Origin of the sequence: Arthrobacter sp. FW305-BF8 (assembly GCF_021789315.1) — a bacterium.
Classification (GTDB): domain Bacteria; phylum Actinomycetota; class Actinomycetes; order Actinomycetales; family Micrococcaceae; genus Arthrobacter.
This window is the reverse complement of the sequence record NZ_CP084563.1, coordinates 1-23475: the sequence shown is the minus strand read 5'-3', so window position 1 is coordinate 23475 and position 23475 is coordinate 1. Positions and strand designations below refer to the sequence as shown.

At 63.6% G+C, this 23475-nt stretch carries 16 protein-coding genes; 13 read left to right on the top strand and 3 right to left on the bottom strand.

Features of this window, described 5'->3' with window-relative positions; genetic code table 11:
* Window positions 1–5 precede the first annotated feature (5 nt).
* Window positions 6–263 carry a chemotaxis protein gene (locus LFT45_RS22985; RefSeq protein WP_236809750.1) on the top strand — a complete coding sequence of 86 codons (258 nt, stop codon included), beginning with the start codon at window positions 6–8 and terminating at the stop codon, window positions 261–263.
* 555 nt (window positions 264–818) lie between these two features.
* On the opposite strand, the gene LFT45_RS22980 is transcribed toward LFT45_RS22985, so the two are convergent.
* Entirely contained in the window at window positions 819–1226 is a 408-nt protein-coding gene (locus LFT45_RS22980; protein WP_236809748.1) for a hypothetical protein, read from the bottom strand.
* Between the two features lie 452 nt (window positions 1227–1678).
* Between LFT45_RS22980 and mobF the strand changes: the two genes are divergently transcribed.
* Window positions 1679–6271, top strand: a complete 4593-nt coding sequence (gene mobF, locus LFT45_RS22975) for a MobF family relaxase (RefSeq protein ID WP_236809746.1) — start codon at window positions 1679–1681, stop codon at window positions 6269–6271.
* Between the two features lie 68 nt (window positions 6272–6339).
* Window positions 6340–7053 carry a hypothetical protein gene (locus LFT45_RS22970; protein ID WP_236809743.1) on the top strand — a complete coding sequence of 238 codons (714 nt, stop codon included), beginning with the start codon at window positions 6340–6342 and terminating at the stop codon, window positions 7051–7053.
* 274 nt (window positions 7054–7327) lie between these two features.
* Here LFT45_RS22970 and LFT45_RS22965 read toward each other — a convergent pair whose 3' ends face one another.
* Window positions 7328–7990, bottom strand: coding sequence for a GntR family transcriptional regulator (locus tag LFT45_RS22965; RefSeq protein WP_236809741.1), 663 nt, complete (start codon window positions 7988–7990; stop codon window positions 7328–7330).
* Window positions 7991–8105: 115 nt separating this feature from the next.
* Between LFT45_RS22965 and LFT45_RS22960 the strand changes: the two genes are divergently transcribed.
* From LFT45_RS22960 to hutU, 3 genes are all read left to right on the top strand, one after another.
* Window positions 8106–8762: a flavin reductase family protein gene (locus LFT45_RS22960; RefSeq protein ID WP_236809739.1), complete on the top strand. Its 657-nt coding sequence runs from the start codon at window positions 8106–8108 to the stop codon at window positions 8760–8762.
* On the top strand, window positions 8759–10126 hold the full coding sequence (locus LFT45_RS22955) for an MFS transporter (RefSeq protein WP_236809738.1): 1368 nt from the start codon (window positions 8759–8761) through the stop codon (window positions 10124–10126). Before LFT45_RS22960 ends, LFT45_RS22955 begins: the two co-directional genes overlap by 4 nt.
* Before the next feature lie 536 nt (window positions 10127–10662).
* The gene (gene hutU, locus LFT45_RS22950) at window positions 10663–12363 is read left to right on the top strand and encodes a urocanate hydratase (RefSeq protein ID WP_236809737.1); all 1701 of its coding nucleotides are present in this window, start codon (window positions 10663–10665) and stop codon (window positions 12361–12363) included.
* Between the two features lie 582 nt (window positions 12364–12945).
* Here the strand turns inward: hutU and LFT45_RS22945 are convergent.
* Window positions 12946–13605, bottom strand: coding sequence for a TetR/AcrR family transcriptional regulator (locus tag LFT45_RS22945; protein WP_236809736.1), 660 nt, complete (start codon window positions 13603–13605; stop codon window positions 12946–12948).
* A 122-nt stretch (window positions 13606–13727) separates the two neighbouring features.
* On the opposite strand from LFT45_RS22945, the gene LFT45_RS22940 reads away from it, so the two are divergent.
* The 7 genes from LFT45_RS22940 (at window position 13728) to LFT45_RS22910 (ending at window position 23440) form a co-directional block, all read left to right on the top strand.
* On the top strand, window positions 13728–15068 hold the full coding sequence (locus LFT45_RS22940) for an ABC transporter substrate-binding protein (RefSeq protein WP_028271803.1): 1341 nt from the start codon (window positions 13728–13730) through the stop codon (window positions 15066–15068).
* Window positions 15065–16024: a carbohydrate ABC transporter permease gene (locus tag LFT45_RS22935; RefSeq protein WP_028271804.1), complete on the top strand. Its 960-nt coding sequence runs from the start codon at window positions 15065–15067 to the stop codon at window positions 16022–16024. The genes LFT45_RS22940 and LFT45_RS22935 overlap by 4 nt, the downstream gene beginning before the upstream one ends.
* Entirely contained in the window at window positions 16021–16926 is a 906-nt protein-coding gene (locus LFT45_RS22930; RefSeq protein ID WP_028271805.1) for a carbohydrate ABC transporter permease, read from the top strand. Before LFT45_RS22935 ends, LFT45_RS22930 begins: the two co-directional genes overlap by 4 nt.
* The gene (locus LFT45_RS22925) at window positions 16923–20054 is read left to right on the top strand and encodes a glycoside hydrolase family 2 TIM barrel-domain containing protein (RefSeq protein ID WP_174182142.1); all 3132 of its coding nucleotides are present in this window, start codon (window positions 16923–16925) and stop codon (window positions 20052–20054) included. The genes LFT45_RS22930 and LFT45_RS22925 overlap by 4 nt, the downstream gene beginning before the upstream one ends.
* Window positions 20051–21028, top strand: coding sequence for an aldose 1-epimerase family protein (locus tag LFT45_RS22920; protein ID WP_321201500.1), 978 nt, complete (start codon window positions 20051–20053; stop codon window positions 21026–21028). Before LFT45_RS22925 ends, LFT45_RS22920 begins: the two co-directional genes overlap by 4 nt.
* Window positions 21025–22047 (top strand): UDP-glucose 4-epimerase GalE, encoded by a 1023-nt coding sequence (galE, locus tag LFT45_RS22915; RefSeq protein ID WP_028271808.1) that lies wholly within the window; start codon window positions 21025–21027, stop codon window positions 22045–22047. Before LFT45_RS22920 ends, galE begins: the two co-directional genes overlap by 4 nt.
* Window positions 22048–22414: 367 nt before the next feature.
* Window positions 22415–23440 (top strand): ATP-dependent 6-phosphofructokinase, encoded by a 1026-nt coding sequence (locus LFT45_RS22910; RefSeq protein ID WP_028271809.1) that lies wholly within the window; start codon window positions 22415–22417, stop codon window positions 23438–23440.
* The last annotated feature ends 35 nt before the right edge of the window (window positions 23441–23475 follow it).

The following is a 23475-nucleotide window of genomic DNA, read 5'->3' as shown; positions in this document are numbered from 1 at the left end:
TGACCATGTTCATCGTCATCTTCCTCGCAGCTTTCGCAGCCATTGCCCTGGCGGGCTGGATCATCTACGCACTCACGCATCCAGTCCTGGCCAGCCAGGGCATCCTGATTTTTCTGTGCAAGGCCGCCGGTGTGATTGCCTTGATGTCGGCCCTCGGCCTTTGGATCAGCCAAGGTTTTGCCCACGCCATTCCCGGCTTCCTGTTCATGGCAGGCCTCTTCTTCGTGGCCAATAAGCTCGAACTGCGCTGGCGCACCTGGTGACGCGAAGGTGACCCGCCTACCGGAGGACCGTTTCTGGTCCAAAGTCATCAAGGGGCCCCGGCCTGGTGACTGTTGGTTGTGGGCCGGCGCCGTATCCGATGACGGGTATGGGCGGTACACCTTAAACTCCGGCGGCCGCACCAAGGCTGTGCGGCCTCACCGCTACGCGTTCCATCTCGCACACGGGATCGGGCTGAACGCCTTTGGGGATCTGATGCACCGATGCGATGTTCCGATCTGTGTCCGCGCGACCATCGGAGACGACACTCATCTGCACCCGGGATCAAACAGGGAGAACATGGCTGACCGGCTCGCCAAAGGTCGGGAATCCAATGGATCCCTGTTCAGATGGCGAGGACTTTCCCGCGCTCTCTTCGCCCAACGCTCCCGAACCCTTCGCGATGAAGTACGCGCCCACGGCTGGGAACGCGGGGAGCGCATCCGGGCACTTCTTCACGGGGCTGACCCGGATGCACCAACGCTTTTCTGAACGTCAGAGTTGTTAAAGAACTGTGGTCCCGGCGAATCGCCGGGACCACAGTTGGATTAGTTGGATTATGCGGCCTCAGCCGCAGTTCCCTCGTCATTCTCGGACGCTACATCGCCTACAGCTACTGCCGGGCCGGCGGCAGCCGGTGCCTGGTCGAGAAGCTTTTTCAGCTCAGCTCCGGTGATGCCCAGGCGGGCGGCAACGGATGCCTTCGGTTCGCCTGCGGCGACCATCGCGGCAACAGTACCGGCGGCGCCGGCGGTTGCTGCTGCTGCTTCTTCCTCAGCCTTGGCAAGGATCGCCTCCGCCTTGGTCTGCGCATCCGCACGGACCTGTTCGGCCTGTTCCTGCTGTTCAAAGAACTCCGCAGCGAGGTCAATGAGCTTTTCATGCCTGGCTGTCAGCTCCTGAGCTTTCACCCGTGCTTTCTCGCGGGCCGCCACCTGCGTTGCGGACTTTCGTGGTGCTGCCATGTTTCGGGTCCCTCCCCTTGGACTGATCCATGGAGCAGACCTAACGGCTAGCGCCGTGTCTGGTCCATGTCCGGACGTGGCCGCTGGGGTTATCCCCCGGTGGAATCCACTCGTGACAAACCTACAGGATCTGACCTCGCTGCGCTCGGATTGTCGCCTGGGATTGAATTGTCCACACGGGGACAGCTCCGAGAGGAAACGTGTCTCTACCCTGCCCACCTGTGGACAATGCAATCCGTTGCGGTTCAACACAATCGAACGAACCGTGGATAACGAAAAGCATGTTACCCACCGCCCATTCTCATGTGCAGAACCGCATCAAAGTCTTGATGGCCAAAAGCAGCGGAATCTGCCTTCTGTACTTCTCCCCTGTCGAAAGGCATACCCCGCTGAATCTGTCACACCTCTTGCATCATCAATAAGTGAGGTTCCTTTGACGGTATGCTGGGTCCATGATGACCGTGCACAAGCTCAGTGCCGGCGACGGATACACGTACTACACGCGTGAAGTCGCTACCGGTGATGAGCTGCGCGCAGGGAACCGTTCGCTGGGTGATTACTACACCGTGGACGGCAACCCTCCTGGTCAGTGGGGCGGCGGTGGAGCTGCCCTCCTGAAGGTCTCAGGGGAGGTCAGCGAGGCGCAGATGAGCGCGCTTTACGGGGAAGGGCTGCACCCGGATGCGGCCACGATTCTTGCGAAGGACCCCACCGCGAAAGTTGCCTTGGGGCAGCGGTACAAGCGGTTCTCGCAGACCGACAACGAGCTTCAGTCACGCATAGACCGTGGCATCGGTGACTACACGCGCATGAACCATTCCGCTCCTGATGCGGATAACAGGCGGCTTATCCGCACCAAGGAAGGTGCCCAATACTTCCGCGAGCTCAACGGGCGTAACCCGGCCGATAAGGAAGAACTGGGCAAGTTCATCACGGCTCAAACCAAGCCAGCAGCGCAGGCTGTCGCAGGTTATGACCTTGTATTTGCGCCCGCTAAATCAGTGTCCATTCTGTGGGCCACCGGCGGGGACGAAGCGCGCCGGCAGATCGAAGCGGCCCACCACGAAGCCATCAAAGAGACGATGGAGTTTCTGGAAAAGGAAGCGACGTTCACCCGCCGGGGACGTAACGGCGTCCGGCAGGAAGACGTTAAAGGCGGACTCGTTTATACCGCTTTCAGGCACTACGACTCCCGCAACGGTGACCCCCAGCTTCACGATCACATCGTGGTGGCAAACAAGGTTATGGGTGCTGACGGGAAGTGGTCCAGCCTGGATGGCAGGCTTCTCTACCAGTACGGGGTTGCCGCGTCCGAGCACTACAACCGGACGGTAATGGAGAAGGTATGCGCCCGTCTGGGAGTCGGTGTCACCGCCCGCAAGGTCAATGGGGACCGGCCTGTCATCGAAATCGCCGGGGTCAATGTCGCGGCCATTGAAGCCGGATCTTCACGCAGCGGCGATATCAAACCTGCCCTGGATAACCTCGTCGAGGAGTTCACCGAGAAGCACGGATATGCCCCTAACCAGAAGCAAATGATCGGCCTGGCCCAGCAGGCCACCCTGGCCACTAGGCCGGCGAAGAAGTCGGCCCGCCGCCTTTCGGAACTGGTCACTCAATGGCAGCAGGAATTCGCGCAGATCCCCGGCGTGCTCGTCGGGCCGGACGCCGTTGAAGCTGCCCGTGCGCACCGCTACGACGCCCGGAACGCCGCGGACCGGAACAACACACCGCTGGTCACGCACGCCGATGAGGTAGACCCTGCCGTTGAAGCCGCCCAGGTCATCCGCACCCTGGAACGGTCCCGCGGTACGTGGGGAGAGCACCACATCGACGCCGAAACGCGCCGCCAGCTCGGGTCCAGGTTCGCGGAACTGACCATCCCAAAGGAACTCATTGAACAGGTCAAGGCCCGCGCCATTGACCAGTTCTCCCTCCGCATCACCACCGACGTTCCAGCCGCCGGGCCGGAGGCCCTGCGCCTTCGCAACGGTGCCAGCCGGTACGGGAAAGTCCACTCCACGCTCTACACCTCGTCCGGTGTCCTGCACAGTGAGGACCGGTTGCTGACAGCCGCGCAGCGGACTGTCATCCCTGCAGCGACTACCGAATTTTTCGACACTGCCGCTGCGTCCCAGGAGAAGACTTTCGATGCCGGGCAGCTGCGCATGGCCAGCGAATTCGCGTGCAGCGACAAGCTGTTGGTCATCGGTGTTGGCCCTGCCGGTGCGGGTAAAACCACTGCGCTGAAGCTCTCCGCGGACGCGATCCGAGCGGCCCGTGGAAACGTTATTGGCCTGGCACCCACGGCGGCCGCTGCCGCCGTGATGGGCAAGGAGCTGGGAGCCAATGCGACCACCATCGATTCCTTTGTCCTCGGGCACCGGAACCACAGCCCGAACCGGATCCCGTTGAATCCGGGGGACGTCCTGTTCATCGATGAGGCCGGCATGGTCGGCACCGAACTGTTCGCGTCCGCGGTCACCATCGCCGAGCAGCACGGCGCTCTCGTCCGGGCCCTGGGAGATGACCAGCAGCTCTCCGCCGTCGCCTCCGGCGGTGCGATGCGCTACCTGAAGAACACCGTTGGTGCCGTGTACCTCGAAGACCTCCACCGGTTCCGCAACGCGGACGGAACGCCGAACTCCGCAGAGGCCGCTGCTACGCTGGCGCTCCGTGAACCGCCGGCCGTTGGGGAAGATGACCCGTGGGAGTTCTACCGGCAGAACCGTCGCGTGGTCGGCGGGGACGTCGAAACGATGACTTCACAGGTGTACGCAGCCTGGGAAAAGGACACCGCAGCCGGTAAGCACTCGGTGATGATGGCCTTCGACAATGCCACTGTCACCGACTTGAACGCGCGCGCCCAGGCCTACCGCCTGGGAACTGGTGCATTGGCTGACGGGCCGGCCGCTGCGTTGCGTGACGGGCTCGCCGCCCGCGCCGGCGACATCGTCGTAACCCGGAAGAACGACCGTCGCCTGAGCGTGAACCACGGCAAAGACTTCGTGAAAAACAACGATGTATGGACCGTGCGGGAAGTTCACCCTGACGGTGCCATGACCGTCCGCAACCAGGACCACAACGGAACCATCACCCTGCCCGCCGACTACGTGCGGGACAACGCGATGCTCGGCTATGCAGCAACGATCCACCGCACCCAGGGCATGACGTGCGATACCACCCACGCGATGATCGGCTCAGGCCTCTCCCGCGCCCTCGCCTACGTCGCAGCGTCCCGCGGCCGGGAATCGAACCATCTTTACGGCGTCCTCGCCGACGGCGAAACCCTCACTGATGTGCTGAGGTCCGTGGCAGGAAACCACGACGGGAACCTCACCGCACACGAACAGATCGACGCCGCGCGGGCAGCTGCCCGGTCCCTGCCGGAGATGGTCACCGTCTACAAAGACATTGATGACCAGGCCAACGAGCTGCGGATGGCCAACACTGCCCGAAGCATCCTGGGCGAACGAACCGCGGAGCCGTTCATCGCCTCTAACGCGTGGGGAGCTGTTGCGACCCATCTGCGCCACGCGGAATCCGAAGGCTTCAATATCGCCAACCTTCTCACCGACGCCACCGGGACACCGTTTGAAGAATCCCAGGACCCCGGGGCTGTCCTGGCATGGCGGGTCGAGGACAAACTGGAGTACTGGCGCACCCGCGCCGAAGCCCCTGCCCGCCGTCCTCTTGAAGCCGTCAGCGATCAGGCACTGGAACGCCTCGCCCGTCGCGCCGCCGGGGACCTTATGCGCGCCCGCGCTGACTCCGGCGCGAAACCCGCCTCCGCCCCGGACCGCCGGGAACTGAGCCGGAACTGGTTGAAGGAAAACAAGGAAACCCCGTGGCAGTCCCGGCTCCACGGACACCTCACTGATGATGACCTCGATACCCGGATCCGCCGGGCCAAGGAAACACTGAGGACCGATGAAACGGTCAACGACTCTCCCGCTGCCGCGAAAGCCAACTGGCTTGCCGGTTCCCTCCAAAAGGAGAAGGCCTTGCGTGAGCTGATGCCAGAACCCGTCCGTGCAGATGAAGCATACGAACGTGGCGCGGCGACCAACTACGCCCGCGACGAAAACGCTCCACGCGTCCGCGCAGCAGAAGAGATCCTTCGCCGCGTCGAAGCCGAGCAAAACCTCCGCCGCCGCCTACCCGAGCCCGTGGTCGCAACACCCGCCCCGGACGGCCTTGCCTCATGGATGGCGCCTGCGGACGTCATCACCCATAAGGACACCCCCGCACCGTGGAGGACCGAGCTGCAGGAGCGCCGCGAGGCCATGGCACTGGAAGTGAACCGTCTCGGGTCCCAGCTCGCGGCCGAACCGCCGGCCTGGGCCGCGGCCCTTGGCCCCGTCCCCTCCGATACCGCCAAGCAGCAACAATGGCGGGACCTGGCAGTGGAGGTAAAGACCTTCCGCGACACCTACCGGATCCCGGAATCCGACACCACCGTGATCCCGGACCAGTACACCCAGCAGGGCACTGGTGCCGAACTGAGGGCCCGCGTCACCGCCGTGCACAAATACTCTGCGCAGACCGCCAAGGAGCCCCTGGCCGGGGCTGATGCAGCACTCATGGCAGAGGCTGCGGACGTGGAAGCGGCAGTGGCCGAAACACCCACACCCGCCGAGCAGGTAGTGGACCAGCTGCGCGAGGAACGGGCCCAGGACACTACCCTGACCCCGGAACAGGAACGAGCAGAACGCATCGCCGCGATGGCACGCCGCATCAGAGGCACCAGCAAGACGTCCACGGCTGAACCAACCCCGGAATCAGTCACTGAAGCCATGAAGGACATCGCCGAACGCCGGCGCGCTGAGAAAGACACCCAACCCTCAGCGCCGGCAGAATCTCTGCGCGACCGGCTGGCCCGGGTACGGCAGGAAACCGAGGCCACGTTGGGCCAGACACCGAGCGCCGCCGAGAAGATCCGCCAAGCCCAGGAAGCTCAGGAAGCCGCTGCCGCCAAGCGGCGGGCACAACAGAGCGGACCCGCGACCGGACCCGAGGCAGGACGCCGAGGACCACGGCTCTAAGGATGACGGGAGAGCTTGTCGGGGGCCGATGCTACGGTCAGCGCATTCGCTACTAACCGGAGACCAACATGCCATCTGCCCCGTACCCGAACAACGTCGCTATCTCCCGCCTGAGCGAAGGTGAGCAGTCACGCGAGCCGCAAAACCTTCGGGCGATCAAATGGCTACTTGCCCAGGAGGGCGGACCCTTAGTCGTGGTTACGCCACGAAAAGACTTTTCCGGCGAGAGCATGAAGCGGCTGGTCGCAAGACCCGACGTCGCCCACATGACATGGCGCGGCTTCTCCGCAGGATCACTCGGCGGGACGCGGGTGCTCTACGCATGGCCGGACCGAGAACACCTTAACGATTTGTGGGGGAGCGGCGCCGACGCGATCGCCGTCATCGAATGGAACGAGGCCCACACCGCCGAGTGGATCGAGGACGCGAGGACCATACAGCTATATCGCGATCGAACCGTCCACCCCGTCGTGGACTCGATAGCTTCCCAAGTAAGCGAGGAACTTCCCAACGGTATCGACTCAATCCTGAAGCATGTCGCAAGCATGGCGGCAGGCTACTCATCCGGCATGAAATGGAACGAAGAAGACAAACTCAAGGCCGACATGATGAATCGCCCGGACCGGTGGAAAGCCGTCACGGCCCATGAGGTGCAAACCAAGTGCCGTGAGCTCGGAATGCGGCCAAAGGATGTGGACACCATCGTGAGCTACGTACAGCGTCGCAAAGAAGGGAAACGCTTCAACGTTCGCAGCAGCTACCGAACCTTCGAGTTCAACTGATTAGCCGCACCTGACCGCCATAACGAGAAGAAGTCAGGGAGCTACCTCAACGACTCCCATTTTCCAGCCGTGGAAAACCCGAATTGACCCCCGCCATGGGCCGCTCGGGTCCCCTGGTAGCCGCTGCGGGGCACACGCGGCGGCTTCTCAAACATGTGCAGCTTGACGGAATATCCGTTATCGGCGTTCTAAAGCACGGTACTAGAAGTAGCTGCAGCACCGCACCCCGCCTCCCAAGAAGCAGGAACAGGAGATCCCGATGAATGCTTGCCTCCTAGTACTGCGGTGCCCCCAGGCGACCCACTCTTGCGTTGCGGGTCGCGACGCTGAGTGCGAACCGGACCAAGTAGTCGTTGAGCTGGAGGGATGCCTGTTGGGCGGCCTCTGCATCGCGAGCCAAAATGGACCGTAGCATCTGCAGGTGCAGTCGCTTTCCTGACAGCACTTCTTCGGGACCGTCAACAACGTGAGCCAGCCAGAAGCGGCGGGATAAGCCCTGTAGCGGTGTCATCGCATCCGCTAAATACTCGTTGTGTGCTGCTTGGCAGAGCATGCCGTGGGTTTCGCGCACCACCCGGGCGTAGTCCTCCAGTTCGTGGATGTCGTCCAGCTCCTCAGTTAGGGCCTGGATGCCGGCGAGCTGCGCTGATGTCGCCCGTTCACATGCCAAAGCCACAGCAAGAGCCTCCATTGCCCGCCGCACTTCGAGCCGCCGCAGTTGTTCATCCACAGAGTTTGAGGGGATTTCGATCCCCCGTCCGGGCCTGATGCGGACCAGGTGATCACGGTCCAGGCGCTGGACGGCTTCCCGCAGCGGCGTCCTGCCGAGCCCCACCTCCTCAACGAGGCCAACCTCGGTATGAAAGGTCCCCGGCTCCAGGCGGCCCGTTTCAATCATGTCGGCGAGTAACAGATACGCCTCGTCAGCCTTCGTCATTCCACTTCCCTTCGACTACAGGCTACACAATAGATGCTCGCATACTCTTGATATATTCGGAATATATGCCCTACGCTGAGGTTGTAGCAGTGACCCCCACCACATGGAGAATGTCGTGAAGTACAACCCAGCAACCGAGCCCAGCCCCTTGCCCTACTCCCCCTTTAAAAGCTGCACCGTCCCCCGCCCCATCGGCTGGCTTTCCAGCGTGAGCACCAGCGGGGTGGAAAACATCGCCCCCTACAGCCAGTGGCAGAACCTGACCTTTGACCCGCCGATGGTGATGTTCTCAGCGAACCAGTACCCGGACGGGCGCCGGAAGGACACCGTCATCAACGCCGAATCCACAGGCTGGTTCGTCTGGAACATGGCTACTTACCCGCTGCGCGAAGCTGTGAACAAGAGCGCGATGGCGCTGGGCCCTGAGGAAAGTGAATTTGAGCATCTGGGACTCACGCGCACCTACGCTGAGAACTTCCCGGTACCGATGGTGCAGGAAAGCCCGGTCAAGTTCGAATGCAAGTACCATTCCACGCACCGCATTCCCGGGGCCTCTGCAGTGGGGACTGTGGACATCATCTTTGCGACCGTGGAGACAGTGCATATCGATGACGAAGTCATCACCGTCGACGGCCGGCTGGACATTAAGAAGATCGAACCCATCGCACGACTTGGCTACTTCGATTACACCGTCGTGCGTGAGACATTTGAAATGCGGGTTCCTGGCGCCGACGAAGACGCCCAGATGGGTCTGGAAGGACGAGCAGCATGAGCAACCACCACGCCGCCGCAACGACCGCCGTGGCCGCAGCCGAAAGCCCCGCCGCGGACAGGGGCAAGAGGATCCGGGACCTCATCGCAGTCAACTTCGGCAACACCCTGGAGTGGTACGACTGGACCATCTACTCGATCTTCGCCCCCTACTTCGCCGTCCAGTTCTTCAAGCCGGACAACCCGATGTCCGCGCTCCTCTCGACCCTGGCCGTCTTCGCCGTAGGGTTCGTCACCCGACCCCTGGGCGGCTTCCTGTTCGGCGCATACGCAGACCGGGCAGGCCGCCGCAAGAGCCTCACCGTCGCCATGATGCTCACGGCCTTTGGCAGTATTGCCATCGCCATCGCCCCCACCTACGGCTCGGTCGGTGTCCTCGCATCCGTCCTCCTGCTCACCGCCCGACTCCTGCAGGGCCTGGCACACGGCGGCGAAATGGGTACCTCCGTGACCTACCTGGTCGAACGCGCCCCAAACGGCCGCCGCGCACTGTTCGGCAGCACATCCTGGGTCAGCGTCGTCCTCGGAACCATCCTCGCCACCATCACCGGCCTCCTCCTGACATCAAGCCTTCCCTCCGAGGACATGAAAGCCTGGGGCTGGCGCATCGCCTTCGGCATCGGCGGCGTCCTCGGCCTCTACGCCCTCTACCTGCGTCGACGCCTCACTGAAACCGACGCCTTCAAACAAGCCACCCACACAGAGGAACCCCAGCCTGCAGCCGCCCAAGATCAGCCCACCCAACACGTCTCCGCCCTTCCTGCAAAACGAGGGCTGCTGCACTACTGGCGGTCAATCCTCATCGTCTTCGGCCTGTCAGCAGGCGGCTCAGTCATGTTCTACACCTGGCTGATCTACATGCCCACCTACGCCCAGGTCCACTACAAGCAGGAAGCTTCCAGCGCACTCGTCGCCAGCCTCATCGCCCAGGTCTTCTTCCTCGGAGCCGTCCTCGGCGCAGGATGGCTCGGAGACCGTATCGGACGCAAACCCCTGGTTATAGCCTTCGGCGCAGCATTCGTCCTCCTGACCATCCCCATCTACAACCTTGTTGACGGCACCTTCGCAACCCTGCTCCTGGCCATGCTCGCATCCCTGACAGCCATGGCCCTGCTCTTCGGAGTCAACGGGGCAGTCTGGGCAGAAGTGTTCCCCACCAAAGTCCGCGCCGCAGGAGTCGCAGGCCCTCTCTCATTCGCCACAGCCATATTCGGAGGGACCGCGCCCTACGTGAACACAGCCCTGGGACAGGCAGGCCACCAGGACTGGTTCCTCTTCTACCTCGTAGGAGTCGCCGCCATCACCCTGCTCACCGGCATCCTGATGCGCGAAACCAAAAACAACAGCCTCGTCCGCGGGGCATAAACATCCTCTAGCCTGACTTCAGAAGCGCTGGGGGACGTGCAGACGTCCCCCAGCGCTTTCTAAAAAGCTCCGTGCGGGAGGACGCCCAGTCGCACCACCGCGGAGATCGCAAACTCCAGCGCCTCGTCACGGTAACTTTTCCATTCTCCAGTTTCAGACGCTTCCGCAGCGGCAGCTAAAACTCCTAAACGCCATCCCTCTTGGTTCCGCTATCACCAACAAATCCGACAATCAGGTGAACCACAATGAAGCAGCGAACTGAACCACTGCCTGCCAGCACGTCCGCCTCTTCCAGGGGCAGGCGTGGGCAGGAGACGCTTCCCACGACACAGGACCTTGTCCCAACCAGCTATGACGGTGCGCTGTTCCCCGACATGGAGGAATAGGTTCACTCTCCGGGTGGAGTGCCGTTGGCTTAGCACTCGTGCACCTTCACTGAGTCCTTGTCGTCACACCTTGTGAAGGCGGTTCAATCCCCCGTGTCCGAAACCAAAAAGCCGCGAATTCATTCACTTCAATTCCCCTAAGGAGCCACCATGGCACCCGCCGATTTCACCACCGGTGCCCGCCCGGTCAAAGCTGCCCGCGGCATCGATCTCACCGCGAAGTCCTGGCAGACGGAAGCCCCGCTGCGCATGCTCATGAATAACCTTGACCCCGAGGTGGCCGAGCGCCCGGATGACCTGGTGGTCTACGGCGGCACCGGCCGCGCCGTCCGGTCCTGGGCCGCGTTCGACGCCATCACCAGCACCTTGGAAACCATGGAAAAGGACGAAACCCTGCTGGTCCAGTCCGGCAAGCCCGTGGGCGTGTTCCGCACCAACGAGTGGGCGCCGCGGGTCCTGCTGGCCAACTCCAACCTGGTGGGCGACTGGGCCACCTGGCCCGAATTCCGCCGGCTCGAGGCCGAGGGCCTGATGATGTACGGCCAGATGACCGCCGGATCCTGGATCTACATCGGCACCCAGGGCATCCTGCAGGGCACCTTCGAGACCTTCGCCGCCATCGCCCGCAAGCTCACCGGGGACGAGACCGGCATCCTGGCGGGAACCCTCACCCTCACCGGCGGCTGCGGCGGCATGGGCGGCGCCCAGCCGCTGGCCGTCACCCTGAACGACGGCGCGTGCCTGATTGTCGACGTCGACGAGACCCGCCTGCGCCGCCGCGCCGGCAAGCGCTACCTGGACGAGGTGGAAACAGACCTCGACGCCGCCATCGCCAAAGTACTCAAGGCCAAGGAGGAACGGCGCGGCTGGTCCGTCGGGTATGTGGGCAACGCCGCCGAGGTGTTCCCCGAAATCCTCCGCCGCCACAAGGCCGGCGAACTGACCGTGGACATCGTCACGGACCAGACCAGCGCGCACGATCCGCTGTCCTACCTGCCCGAAGGTATTGCGGTGGAGGAGTGGCGCCGGGAGGCCGAGGCGGACCCGGAAGGGTTCACCAAGAAGGCCCAGGCGTCCATGGCACGGCACGTCCAGGCCATGGTGGAATTCCAGGACGCCGGCGCCGAGGTGTTCGACTACGGCAACTCCATCCGCGACGAGGCCCGCAAGGGCGGCTACACCCGGGCCTTCGAGTTCCCCGGCTTCGTCCCGGCCTATATCCGGCCGCTGTTCTGCGAGGGCCTGGGCCCGTTCCGCTGGGTGGCCCTCTCCGGTGACCCCGAGGATATCCGCGTCACGGACGAAGCCATCAAGGAACTCTTTCCGGAGAACAAGCACCTGCACCGGTGGATCGACGCGGCGCAGGAGCGGGTTGAGTTCGAAGGCCTGCCGGCACGCATCTGCTGGCTTGGCTACGGTGAACGCGCCAAGGCCGGGCTGCTGTTCAACCAGCTGGTCAAGGACGGCAAGGTCAAAGCGCCCATCGTCATCGGCCGGGACCACCTTGATTCCGGCTCCGTCGCATCCCCGTACCGGGAAACCGAGGCCATGGCAGATGGTTCGGATGCCATCGCCGACTGGCCCATGCTGAACGCCCTGCTGAACACCGCCTCCGGTGCCACCTGGGTGTCGCTGCACCACGGCGGCGGCGTGGGCATCGGCCGGTCCATCCACGCCGGCCAGGTCTCCGTCGCCGACGGAACCGACCTCGCAGCCCAGAAACTCGAGCGCCTCCTCACCAACGACCCCGGCATGGGCGTCATCCGCCACGCCGACGCCGGCTACGACCGCGCCCTCGACGTCGCCAAGGAACGCGGCGTCCGCATCCCCATGAACGAGGTGAAAATCTAGGTTCCCGGGATTTCAAACCGGAAGCAGGGATCCGGTGCCCCAGATCTGGGCCAGGAGTTTTTGTCCAATTGGGGCACACCCCAACCTGACGTCGGGGCGCCTGACGTGGGAAGACTTGCCCCGTAGGTGGAGCTCCGGCCTGGTTCTCAGACACCTGACGAACCGCAGGAGGTGACATCACCCGCCCCTTCGCTAAGCGACTTCCATCAAGACCTGATTCTTCGGACTATTTTGATAGTTCTCGGGCTACCGCAGCTCGGTTTCCTGCCCCTCCAACTGTCAGGGTGGGATCTGAGAACATCATGAGCCACCGTCAACAATGCGGAATTTCGCGCTATTCTGACGCCAGACCGGCGCCGCAACTTGCCCGCGCTCCCCGTCACCCTGTCCAACGCTGCTCTAGGGCGAGGCGACCTCAGAGAAACTTTTACGGGCAAGGCGTGCGGGAACCCTCACACGGCTCCTGCTTCGTGGCATTACCCGATAGCTACTTGACCGAATATCCATTCTCGGCGTTGCCGTGGCCCCGTGGCGGGGAACGGCGGCCGCCTCTATCGGGAACCGATTAGTGAAGCATCGTCTTCAAAGTGTATTCAGCGCTTCCACGGGGGTCTCGGTACCAGATGACCACCCTGCATTTTCTTCCGGCACAAGGATCAGGTCGAGGTAGCCCTTGAGGATGCCGGGCACGTCCACGGTGTCAGGATTGAGGAGCCACTCGGTTTGAATTCCTTCCCATAGAGCCACGATGGTAGGGCCCGCGACATCTGGGTCGACGCCCGGCCGAAGCCGGCCAATGCTCGCGAGGTACCGCAGCTCCCCACTGTATTCCTTCCGAAGCCGGGCGAAGCGTTGGACGAAGTAGTTACGGGCCGGGTGGTCCTCAGTCGTGGCTTCTCCGGAGAGGACGGAGTAGAGCTCTACGAGGTGGGGAATCCGCTCATTGTGTTTCGCCTGCCGCACGATGGTTTCGGCAAACCGCGCCCGTGTGCCCGGGGTGCTCGTGGAGATCCGGTCGCGGTACTCGAGCACCGCCACGAGCAGCTGAGCCTTGGTGGGGAAATGGTGGAGGAGCGTGGTCTGGTTGATCCCTGCCCGGTCCGCGACGTCCTGGATGCTGCCGCCGTTGTAGCCCCGTGACCCGAAGACCTCTACGGCGGCTTCAAGAATTTGCCGTTGGCGCTCAGCGGTCTTGGCGTAGGGGCCGCGCGGGCCTGAGCGTGCGTTCGCCTTCTTAGTCATGGAATCCAGTCTAGTTTCATTAAAAACTGAGCATCCACTCAGCTTTTGTGTTAGCCTTGTCACGTCGGGCCGCACGGCCCCGGCGCCGTGTCCGCGGCGCTGACCATAACGAAGTGGGACTCATGCCATCTCTGACACGACGACAACTCCTTTGCGGTGGACTCGGCGCCTCCGCCTTTGCCCTTCTCACCGGATGCGCCACTCCGGGCACTGTTTCCGTCAATGCCGCACCTGCCATTCCTGCGGCCAGTACCGGTGAGAAGGTGACACTCACGTACTGGTCTTGGCTCAAGAATGTTCAGAAGGTCGCCGATATCTGGAACGCGAGCCACCCCAATGTCCAGGTTGAGACGGTCTGGATCCCCAGCGGCAACCGTGGTGGGTACTCCAAGCTTTACGCCGCGCTAGCGGCGGGCGGCGGCCCTGACCTAGCGCAGGTTGAAATGCGTACCGTTCCTGAGTTCATGCTCGTCAACGGGCTCGTGGATCTCTCGCGCTACGGTGCCCGTGAATACGCACACCTTTATGACCCCGCACTTTGGAGCCAGGTGAGCTTCTCCGGGGGCGTCTACGGCATCCCCCAGGACTCGGGGCCGATGGCCACGTTCTACCGCCCCGACGTCCTGGCCAAGGTAGGCGCGGCGGCACCGGTGACTTGGGAGGAGTGGGCAGCCGTTGGGAAGGAACTCCGCGGTGCCAACGCCTACATCGACTGCTTTTCTCTCGCGGACACCTCCTACTTCGTCTCTTTCGCCGCACAGGCTGGCGCTTCCTGGCTGCGCCCAGCCGAGGACGGATGGGTCATCAACATGACCGACGACTCAACGCTGAACGTCGCGCGTTTCTTTGACCGGGCAATCGACGACGGCATCGTCACCACCGCCTATGGACCCTTCACCCCCGGCTGGTACGCGGCGGCTGCGAAGGGGGAGCTCGCGTCGCTCACGAGCGGCAGCTGGGCCGATGCCCTTGTGCAGAGCGTCAGCGGCGGAGCGGGCAAGTGGCGCGTGGCGCCCATGCCCATTTGGGACCCCAGAGGGTATGGCTCAAGCTACCTCGGCGGCTCCACCGCGGCGGTCCTGGCTAACAGCAAGCACCCCCGCGAGGCCCTCGAGTTCGCTGTCTGGATGACGTCCACGCAGGCCGGCATCGACGCCGAGATCGCCAACAGTGGCATCGGATGGTCGCCCGTGCCGGGCATCATCGGTGCAAAGCGCGAGAGGCCCTCCGACTTTTTCGGGGGGCAGAACTACAACCAGGACGTGATCGTGCCGGCGAGTAAGTCGCAGAACATGGACTGGTCTTGGTGGCCCGTCACCACGCAGTCTTTCAACATCCTGGGCGACGGGTTCCGCCGTAAGGCATCGGGCACGAGCCTAGTCGACACCGTAGCAGCCGCCGAGCAGCAGATCATGACCGCCTTCAGGAACAAAGGTCTGACGATTAGGAAGGAGCAGGCATGAGCGCCACGGCAGATACCGCACAAGCACATCCGTCAGCAGTCCAGCGGGAGGGGCACGGACGGGCAAGGCAGCAGCGCCGCGTCGTCACCCGTGCACCCTGGATACTGCTCGCGCCCTTCCTGGCGCTCTTTGCCCTCACGTTCATCTTCCCGATCATCGCTGCTGTCGGTTCGAGCTTTACGAAAGTGACCCGCAGTGGCCTCTTCGGCGAGACGGGCGTCCACTCCGGGTTTGCGGGGTTCGAGAACTATGCCCGCGCCCTCGGGGACGGTAGCTTCCTCGCCTCGATCGGCCGCGTACTGCTCTTCGGCGTGGTCCAGGTTCCTGTCATGATCGCCCTATGTACAGTCCTTGCGCTCCTGCTGGAGTCGGCCTCGGCTAAGTGGCCCGGGTTCTTCCGCGCGGCCTACTTCATGCCGTACGGCGTGCCGGGTGTCATCGCGACCATTCTCTGGTCTTTTCTCTACGTCCCGGGCCTGAGCCCGCTCGTGGACGCTGCCACGTCCGTAGGCCTCACCGTGAACTTCCTCGGCCCGGACACCGTGCTGTGGTCCATCGCCAACATCGTTACGTGGAGCTACACGGGCTACAACATGCTCATCGTCATAGCCCAGCTTAAGTCGATCCCCGGCGAGATATATGAAGCTGCGCGCGTGGACGGTGCCGGGCCCTTCCGTGTCGCGTGGACCATTCAGCTGCCGCTTATCCGGCCCGCTCTCGTGCTCACAACGGTGTTCTCGATCATCGGCACGCTTCAACTTTTCGCCGAGGCGCAAGTCCTTCAGACTGTGGCTCCGGCCGTCGACAGCCAATACACCCCGAACCTCTCCGCCTACACCACTGCCTTTGCATACAACGACTACAACGTCGCCGCAGCCCAGGCCGTGCTCATTGCCCTCGCGGCCTTCATCCTCTCCTTCACCTTCCTCCGGTTCACGAACAGGAAGTCCTCATGACTGCCACTCCCACCCTTAGCCGGCCCCAGAGCGTCGCCGGGGAGCCACCTGTGACGCGGCGCCGACGCCCGGGCTCCACAACGATTCTTGTCACGGGGCTGCTTGTCGTAGCCGCGCTCTACTTCCTGGTCCCGGTCTATTGGGTGGTGGTCGCTGCGACCAAGACCAGCGGAGACCTGTTCGCGACCAACGGTTTCTTGTTCGCGCCTAATTTCGTCCTATGGGACAACCTGGCGAACGTCCTCTCCTACGGGGACGGCGTCTTTGTGCGCTGGTTCCTCAACTCAATTCTGTATGCAGGGGTTGGCGCATTGGCCGCGACGTACTTCGCCGCTGCTGGCGGCTACGCCTTGGCCAAGTACAACTTCCGGGGCAACAGTCTCATCTTCGGGCTCGTCCTCGGAGGCGTCCTCGTCCCCGGCACCGCCACAGCCCTGCCCCTGTTTCTGTTCTTCAGCCAGCTCGGCATCGCCAACACGTACTGGAGCGTCCTGTTGCCCTCACTCGTCTCGCCGTTTGGCCTGTTTCTGTGTCGGGTTTATGCGCAGGCAACAGTGGATCCGGCGCTGTTGGAGGCTGCGCGAATCGACGGCGCGGGCGAACTTCGCATCTTCCACTCCGTGGGGCTGCGGGTTCTCACTCCCGCCCTGGTGACGGTGTTCTTGTTCCAGCTCGTGGGCATCTGGAACAACTACTTCCTGCCGCTGGTGATGCTCTCCGACTCGAAGCTGTTCCCCATCACGGTAGGTCTGAATAACTGGCTTAGCCAGGCAGACCGGCTCCCGGAGTTCTACCAGCTGACCACCGGCGGCGTACTGCTGTCTGTCATCCCGCTCGCCATCGCCATGATCGTCCTTCAGCGCTTCTGGCGTGGAGGCCTCACAGAAGGAGCCGTCAAATGAGCCCCCGTCCAGCGGAGGCCACAGCCTCCACCGCCTACGTCACCGACCCGGGCCCGGGAGAAGGACGGCGAGAACCGGCCCGTTCCTGGCTTCACACCGACGCCCCGTCCCTGTCCCTCGACGGGCAATGGCGATTCCGACTCCTCAAGGGAGTCCCCGGAACACCCGGCGGGCGTGGGGTGCTGTCCCCGGGGGAGGCCGCGGAGGCGATGGCCGCTGCGGAGTACGACGACTCTTCGTGGGCGTCGCTGACCGTACCCTCCCACTGGGTGCTCCAGGGCGACGGATCGTACGGCCGCCCGATCTACACGAACGTGCAGTTCCCGTTCCCAATCGACCCGCCGTTCGTCCCCGACGAAAACCCCACCGGGGACTATCGCCGTACGTTCGAGCTGCCCGACGGCTGGAAGGCCGACGACACAGGCGGCGAGAGCCGCGTCGTCCTGCGCTTTGACGGCGTCGAATCCCGGTACAAGGTATGGGTCAACGGCACAGAGATCGGATGGGGCGCCGGAAGTCGCCTCGCCCAGGAGTTCGACGTCACCGACGCCGTCAGCACAGGTACCAACACCATCGCAGTCCGCGTCCATCAATGGTCCGCTTCCAGCTACCTCGAAGACCAAGACCAGTGGTGGCTGCCGGGAATTTTCCGATCGGTGACCCTCTTGTCCCGCCCGGCCGATGGCATCGAGGACGTGTGGCTCCGGACCGGCTACAACGACGGGGCGGGGACCCTGGAACCGGAAGTGAAAGCGCCGGCATCGTCGTACCCTGTTCGCCTCCGCGTACCCGAGCTCGGCATCGACGTCGAGTGGGCCAATCCCGGTGATGTTGCACCGGTACCTGTTTCTGCCGTCGAGCCCTGGACCGCCGAAACCCCGCGGCTCTACGATGCGACCGTGGCCAGCAAGGCCGAGACGGTGTCACTGCGGATCGGCTTCCGCACCGTAGAAATCGTGGGAGACCAATTTCTGGTCAACGGACGCAAAGTGGTGTTCCACGGTGTCAATCGCCACGAGACCCACCCCACGCTCGGCCGCGTCTTCGACGAGGACTTCGCCCGCGAGGACCTCGCGCTCATGAAGCGCTCCAACGTCAACGCAATCCGTACCAGCCACTACCCGCCCCACCCGCGACTGCTCGAGCTCGCGGACGAGATGGGCTTCTGGGTAATCCTCGAGTGCGACCTCGAAACGCACGGGTTCGAGCGGCACGGCTGGGCCCGGAACCCGAGCGACGAGCCGATGTGGCGCGAGGCGCTCCTTGACCGGATCGAACGGACCGTGGAGCGGGACAAGAACCGTCCCTCGATCGTCATGTGGTCCCTCGGCAACGAGTCCGGCACAGGACAGAATCTCGCCGCTATGTCCGCGTGGGTGCATGCACGGGATGCGGGCAGACCAGTCCACTACGAGAACGACTACGCCGGCGCGTACACCGACGTGTACTCCCGCATGTACGCGACACTGCCCGAGGTGGAGACAATCGGCCGCGACGGCGACACCACACCGCTGCTGGGCTGCTCCCCTGCCGAGGGGGCGCGGCAGCGGACCAAGCCGTTTATTCTGTGCGAGTACGTCCACGCAATGGGCAACGGGCCCGGGAACATATCGCTGTACGAGGACCTCATCGCGAAATACCCGCGGCTGCACGGCGGGTTCGTCTGGGAGTGGCGCGACCACGGTATCGCCGCCCGTACCGCGGACGGCACCGAATACTTCGCCTACGGCGGCGACTTCGGCGAGGAAATCCATGACGGCAACTTCGTGCTCGACGGCCTCATCCTCTCCGACTCCACGCCCTCGCCGGGACTATATGAGTTCAAGACCGTCGTGGCGCCCGTGAGACTTGCCTTTGACGGGCTCGAGCCGGGCGGCAAGCCCTTTATACGGGTGACCAACCTGCGACACAGCGCGGATCTGGGAGACATGGTCTTTCGCTGGCGGATCGAGGACGACGGCGAACCAGTCGCCTCCGGTGAGCTCGCCGTCGATGGGCTCGACGGCGGCCCACTCACCCCTGGCGCCTCGGCCGCGGTCCCCCTTCCGGTGTCCGCCGAGGGATGCACTGGAGAGGTATGGGTGACCGTCGAGGCGGTCCTCGAGCAGGATGCCGGGTGGGCGCATTCCGGGCACGAAGTCGCCTCAGCGCAGGGCCGCCTCGCGTCGCCCGCGAGGCGCCCGCTGCCGTTTGCAGCCGGGCTCCTGGGCGGAAATTGGCGGCCGGGAGAAGGCGCCGGGCTCCTGGAGCTCGGGCCGGCAGTCTTCGATGAAGGGCGGCTCGTTACACTCGCTGGCCTCCCTGTGGATGGGCCCCGGCTTGAGCTGTTCCGGGCGCCCACGGACAATGACCGCGGCGAATCCCGGGGCGGATACATCGACACCGACCCTTGGGCACCAGACGCAGACGGCATCCCGGGTGTAGGAGCTCCCGGGCCTTCGTCGGCAGCGCGTTGGCACGCGGCCGGTCTGGACCGGCTGCACGGGCGTGTTGAGGCAGTCGAAGTGCTCGATGACCGTGCCCTCCGCGTGCGCACCCGGTACGCCGCGGCGGACCAGGTGCGCACCGTCACCGTCGAGGAGCAATGGATTCTCGACCCCGAAGGTTTGTGGCTGCGGGTGGACATTCTGCCATCCTCCGATTGGGACGGTGTGTGGCCCCGTGTCGGTGTGCGGTTCGGGCTGCCCGCCGACGTGGACGCGGCGTCATGGTTCGGGCTGGGACCGCACGAGTCCTACCCTGACAGCCTCGAAGCCGCGCTTGTGGGACGGTACGCAGCCGGGATCGATCAGCTCGCCGTGCCGTATGCGTGCCCGCAGGAGACCGGTCACCGCGGAGGTATGCGCTCCCTCGACCTGCTCCGGGGCTCGGAGCCGTGGGTACGGGTAGACGCGTTCGCGGACTCGCGGGGCCGCCTGCCGGGCTTCACCCTGAGCCGGTACACGGCCCAGGAGCTCGCCGCGGCCCGGCACCCGCATGAGCTGCCCGCGGCCACGCGTTCATGGTTATACCTCGACGCGGCCCAGCACGGGCTCGGCACTCGCTCGTGTGGCCCGGATGTCTGGCCCGAGTCCGCCTTGGCGCCGGAGGCGCGGACGCTCACCTTCCGCCTGGCGGCCTCCGAATGACCAGCCTCGTGATGTCCAGGATGAGCGCCGATACCGTTCCGATCTCAGGTAGGCAGACCACGCTGCGCTGCGGCCCCTACACCGCCGAAATAGCCAGCGTCGGTGCATCGTTACGCTCCTTGCGCTACAACGGCAGGGACCTGATTCTCCCCTTTTCGGAACATCAGGTCCGCCCCGCCTACCGAGGGGCAGTATTGGTGCCTTGGCCTAACAGGGTTATCGCGGGACGGTATGAATTCGAAGGCGTGGAATACCAGCTCGGTATCAACGAACCGAGCCGGGGCCACGCACTTCATGGCCTATTGGCCTGGGAAGACTGGTGCCCGGTTAAATCCGACGAGTCCTCGGCCATTCTGTCCACCGTCGTTCAAGCGAGGAGCGGTTACCCCTTCCGCCTGGACGTACAGGTGTCCTACCAGCTGGACTTTTCCGGGCTGCACACCACTGTTACAGCCACCAACACCGGCCCCGGCTCAGCACCTTACGGGGCCGCCGGGCACCCATACTTGGTCGCCGGGGAGGGCCGGGTCGACGACTGGATTCTCGAGCTGCCCGCACGAAAAGTGCAGCAAGTCACCCCGGACCTTTTGATACCTACAGGAGTTAGCGACGTTTCAGAGGACCGACACTACGACTTTGTTGCCCCCCGCCCCATCGGTTCCATAACACTCGACCATGCCTTCACTGATCTCGTACGTGACAACGAAGGTTACTCAACCGCACGCCTGACTACATGGGACGGGTCCGGAACTTCGATGACATGGGGTCGGGACTGCCCCTGGGTGCAGATACACACAGCCGACCTCCCAGATGCGGAATCCAGCAGAGCCGGCCTGGCAGTAGAACCAATGACCTGTCCGCCTAATGCCTTCAACACCAGGACAGACCTCATAGTCCTCCTCCCGGGGCAGAGTCATACCGCGAGCTGGAACATCGAAGCGATACCAGCCAACCCAACCCACACCCGCTCATGAAAATCCTGGTCACAGGGGGCACGGGCTACATCGGTTCCCACACCGTTCTTTCCCTGCAGGAAGCCGGCCACGACGTGGTCGTCATCGACAACCTGGTCAACTCCAGCGAGGAATCGCTGCGCCGCGTAGCGGAACTCAGCGGCAAGACCGCAGAGTTCCACCACGTCGACCTCGTGAACGAGGCAGCCATCGACAAGGTCTTTGCCGGCGCAGCCATCGACGCCGTCATCCACTTCGCTGGCCTCAAAGCGGTGGGCAAATCTGTGCGGGAGCCGTTGAAGTACTACTACAACAACCTTGTAGGCACTCTGAACCTGATCCGCGTCATGGACAGGCATGACGTCCGCTCCATCGTCTTCAGCTCCTCCGCCACCGTCTACGGCGAACGCAACCCCATCCCCTATGTGGAAAAGATGGAGATCGGGGCCAACAACCCCTACGGGCGCACCAAGGAACAGATCGAGGACATCCTCTCCGACCTCGGCGCTGCCGACCCGCGCTGGCACATAGCCCTGCTGCGCTATTTCAACCCGGTGGGTGCACACCCATCCGGACGGATTGGCGAGGACCCGCAGGGTATCCCCAACAATCTGGTGCCGTTCATCGCCCAAGTGGCCGTGGGCCGCCGCGACAAGCTCATAGTCTTCGGGGGCGACTACGACACCCCCGACGGCACCTGCCTGCGCGACTACATCCACGTGGTGGACCTCGCGGAAGGGCACATAGCGGCCCTGAACCATATCGCGGACACCACCGGCGTGTTCCGCTGGAACCTCGGCTCCGGCAAGGGCTCCTCCGTCCTAGAGGTCCTGCGCTCCTTTGAGAAGGCCGTGGGCAAGCCCATCCCCTACGACATCACCGGCCGCCGCGCCGGAGACCTCCCTGCCTTCTGGGCCGACGCCACCTCCGCGCTGGCCGACCTCAGCTGGTCCACCACCAAGACCGTGGACCAAATGTGCAAAGACCACTGGCGCTGGCAAAAGAACAACCCCCAAGGCTATATATCCAACCCCGAATGAACAATAGGAGCAGTGGATAAATGCAGACAGAGAATTCCACCTGCACCGACTTCCACGAGCATGTACCCACGCAGCACGATTCCATCACCATCCACGTCCACACGCGATCCCACTTGGAGGCCGCCGTGGAGGCCGCCCGTCCAACAACTCTCTGCTCGTGCGAGGTACCGGAAGCAGGGAATTCTGGTAACCCGGACGGCTCCGGGAACGGTCATCGTAAGCCTTGACCCAAATGTTCCCTACGGCATGAGCTACGAACGAACAACCTGGTAGTACACGAAGGCGATAGGCGAAATCAGCCTCATGCCTGTCTTGGGCTTTTCTGATGGCCCCTTTCCAACATGGCAACTGAACCTAGGAATCACGCATGAAAATTGGAATCCTCACCAGCGGTGGTGACTGCCCCGGACTGAACGCGGTCATCCGCGGCGCCGTACTCAAGGGCATCGCCATCCACGGCCACGAATTCGTGGGTTTCCTCGACGGCTGGCGCGGCGTGGTGGAGGGCGACATCATCGACATCCCCCGCACCATGGTCCGCGGTATCGCCAAGCAGGGCGGCACCATCCTTGGCACGTCCCGCACCAACCCCTTCGACAACGGCGGCGGCCCGGAGGTCATCAAAGCCCACATGGACCGCCTGGGCATCGACGCCATCATCGCAATCGGCGGTGAGGGCACGCTGGCGGCCGCCAAGCGCCTTACGGATGCCGGGCTGAAGATCGTCGGTGTTCCCAAGACCGTTGACAACGACCTGGACGCTACGGACTACACCTTCGGTTTCGACACCGCCGTGCAGATCGCCACGGAGGCCATCGACAGGCTCCGCACCACCGGCGAATCCCACCACCGCTGCATGATCGCCGAAGTGATGGGCCGCCACGTGGGCTGGATCGCGCTGCACGCCGGCATGGCCGCAGGCGCCCACGCCATCCTGATCCCGGAACAAAAAGTCAGCATCGAGCAAATCACCCAGTGGGTAAAGGAAGCCCACCACCGCGGCCGCGCACCCCTGGTGGTCGTCGCCGAAGGCTTCGTTCCCGAGCATATGGATGAGGCCCATTCTGAACGGGGCCTGGACGCCTTCGGCCGCCCCCGGCTTGGCGGCATCGCGGACCAGCTGGTCCCGGAGCTGGAAGCCCGCACCGGCATCGAAACCCGTGCCACGATCCTTGGCCACATCCAGCGCGGCGGCGTCCCCTCAGCCTTCGACCGGGTCCTTGCCACCCGGCTGGGCATGGCCGCCATCGACTCCGTGGTCGAAGGCTACTGGGGCACCATGGTCGCCCTGAAGGGAACAGACATCCAACATGTCGCCTTCGAGGAGGCCCTGGGCCAGCTCAAGACCGTCCCACAAAACCGCTACGACGAAGCAGCCGTCCTGTTCGGCTAAGCGCTCAAAATACAAACATCATCCGAACGCTTTGC

What these genes read in the sequence shown, in the direction of transcription:
- LFT45_RS22945 (WP_236809736.1), bottom strand. Translation starts at nt 13,605, where the DNA reads ATGACTAAGAAGGCGAACGCACGCTCAGGCCCGCGCGGCCCCTACGCC.
- LFT45_RS22910 (WP_028271809.1), top strand. Translation starts at nt 22,415, where the DNA reads ATGAAAATTGGAATCCTCACCAGCGGTGGTGACTGCCCCGGACTGAAC.
- LFT45_RS22980 (WP_236809748.1), bottom strand. Translation starts at nt 1,226, where the DNA reads ATGGCAGCACCACGAAAGTCCGCAACGCAGGTGGCGGCCCGCGAGAAA.
- mobF (WP_236809746.1), top strand. Translation starts at nt 1,679, where the DNA reads ATGATGACCGTGCACAAGCTCAGTGCCGGCGACGGATACACGTACTAC.
- LFT45_RS22985 (WP_236809750.1), top strand. Translation starts at nt 6, where the DNA reads ATGTTCATCGTCATCTTCCTCGCAGCTTTCGCAGCCATTGCCCTGGCG.
- LFT45_RS22940 (WP_028271803.1), top strand. Translation starts at nt 13,728, where the DNA reads ATGCCATCTCTGACACGACGACAACTCCTTTGCGGTGGACTCGGCGCC.
- LFT45_RS22930 (WP_028271805.1), top strand. Translation starts at nt 16,021, where the DNA reads ATGACTGCCACTCCCACCCTTAGCCGGCCCCAGAGCGTCGCCGGGGAG.
- galE (WP_028271808.1), top strand. Translation starts at nt 21,025, where the DNA reads ATGAAAATCCTGGTCACAGGGGGCACGGGCTACATCGGTTCCCACACC.
- LFT45_RS22925 (WP_174182142.1), top strand. Translation starts at nt 16,923, where the DNA reads ATGAGCCCCCGTCCAGCGGAGGCCACAGCCTCCACCGCCTACGTCACC.
- LFT45_RS22955 (WP_236809738.1), top strand. Translation starts at nt 8,759, where the DNA reads ATGAGCAACCACCACGCCGCCGCAACGACCGCCGTGGCCGCAGCCGAA.
- LFT45_RS22920 (WP_321201500.1), top strand. Translation starts at nt 20,051, where the DNA reads ATGACCAGCCTCGTGATGTCCAGGATGAGCGCCGATACCGTTCCGATC.
- hutU (WP_236809737.1), top strand. Translation starts at nt 10,663, where the DNA reads ATGGCACCCGCCGATTTCACCACCGGTGCCCGCCCGGTCAAAGCTGCC.
- LFT45_RS22970 (WP_236809743.1), top strand. Translation starts at nt 6,340, where the DNA reads ATGCCATCTGCCCCGTACCCGAACAACGTCGCTATCTCCCGCCTGAGC.
- LFT45_RS22935 (WP_028271804.1), top strand. Translation starts at nt 15,065, where the DNA reads ATGAGCGCCACGGCAGATACCGCACAAGCACATCCGTCAGCAGTCCAG.
- LFT45_RS22965 (WP_236809741.1), bottom strand. Translation starts at nt 7,990, where the DNA reads ATGACGAAGGCTGACGAGGCGTATCTGTTACTCGCCGACATGATTGAA.